The 1,680-nt window shown below is 38.8% G+C and carries 2 protein-coding genes; both read left to right on the top strand.

What is annotated here, in order from left to right:
• The coding region (locus tag HCK86_RS23810) for a hypothetical protein (RefSeq protein ID WP_210260027.1) at positions 1–190 on the top strand (190 nt) is incomplete at its 5' end.
• 117 nt (positions 191–307) lie between these two features.
• Positions 308–1,462: an IS4 family transposase gene (locus HCK86_RS23805; RefSeq protein ID WP_176086982.1), complete on the top strand. Its 1,155-nt coding sequence runs from the start codon at positions 308–310 to the stop codon at positions 1,460–1,462.
• The last annotated feature ends 218 nt before the right edge of the window (positions 1,463–1,680 follow it).

Raw genomic sequence — 1,680 nt, 5'->3', positions numbered from 1 at the left:
AACCAACATGAAAGTTGTTGGGAATACACAAGCACAGGTTTTTCGTGATGCAGAGACATATTTTAATTCATCGTGGAATAACCTAAATGGCCGTCAAATGACGGTTGATTATGCAAAGTATGCAGATGAATCAAAATTAAAATATTGGATATATCGTTTTATGGAATGGTCTGGATTGTCGACGTTCTAAAAAGAAAGAGGCTTATAGCCACTACTGTCCCATAGTTTGCTTTAAATAAAAAAACCTGAGTCTAAATAGTTAAAATATGAGTGCAAACAAACACTTTAACTATAAAGGACTCAGGTTTTGTCACATCAGAATACCGTATTTCATCAATTACTCAAACCCATTCTAAGACAAGATTTTGAACGTCTGGCTAAACTGCACCACTCTGGGCAAAAATTAAGATCAGCCACCCGCTGGGATCAGTTTGTTGCCATATTGATGTCCCAACTTTCTTGTCGGCAAAGCTTAAGAGACATTCAATCCAATCTCGAATCCCAGCAGGAAAAGCTCTATCATCTTGGCGCGAAGAGAATTGCGCGAAGCACCTTAGCAAAACTCAACGAAGAACAGCCCGCCAGCCTGTATCAGCAATTGTTCACACAGCTGCTTCAGCGCTGTGAAAACTCTAAAACTGCACATAAATTTAGATTCAAGAATCCACTGTATTCACTAGATGCCAGTCATATTGATCTTTCACTGTCATTGTGCGCATGGGCAAAAGTGCATGAATCCAAAGCCAGTATTAAACTCAGTGTTGGCTTAAATCACAGCAATACCATTCCTGAATTTGTAGCGCTTGGGGATGGTATTGAAAATGATATGGTGCAAGGCAGAGCATTTAAATTTCCTGCTGGTAGCATTATCGTCTTTGATAAAGGATATGTTGATTATCAATGGTTTGCTCAGTTGACACTTCAGAACGTCAGCTTTGTAACCCGGCTACGCCCAAAGACAGTTTATCAAGTTAAATCAAGCCGCAGCGTATTAGCGACTAAAGGGATTATTGCGGATGAATGTATTGAATTGAGTAGTGCGCATGCCAAGAAAAGAGGCGCACCTGAATTATTAAGACGTATAGAGTTTTATGATACAGATAAGAAAAGAACATTCGAATTTCTGAGCAACAACTTTCATCTGGCAGCATCCACCATTGCTGCAATTTATAAAGACCGCTGGAAGATTGAGTTATTCTTTAAAGCCATCAAGCAGAATTTAAAACTGAAGTCATTTCTAGGTCGAAGCCGCAATGCGATACAAACGCAAATATGGATTGCATTAATTGCCTATTTGCTGGTGAACTTCGCTAAACACATGGCACAAGAAGGATGGAGTGTTCAGCGTTTACTGAGAATTATTCAGGTCAATTTATTTGAAAGGAAACTTTTAAGGTCACTCTTTGTGCCTGATAAAAAATGGCGAAAACAAGAAGAACCTCAATTGAGGTTCTTCTTGTGATATTTGTGGGACAGCAGTGATTTAATTGCCCTTTTTTTATTTACAAAGATCAACCTTTCAAGAAACTCTGAATGGTTGGTACAAGACGCTTAAGAAGATCGTCTGCTTGTTCTTGTGTCATGTTTAATGGAGGAAGTAAACGAACCACTGAACCTGCGGTTACATTAACAATTAATTTGTATTCATCGCGAGCGATTGCAACAATTTCAGCACAATCT

The organism is Martelella sp. HB161492, from assembly GCF_013184775.1.
Lineage (GTDB): Bacteria > Pseudomonadota > Alphaproteobacteria > Rhizobiales > Rhizobiaceae > Martelella.
The sequence above is the reverse complement of the archived record's forward strand: the minus strand, read 5'-3'. Positions and strand labels throughout refer to the sequence as shown.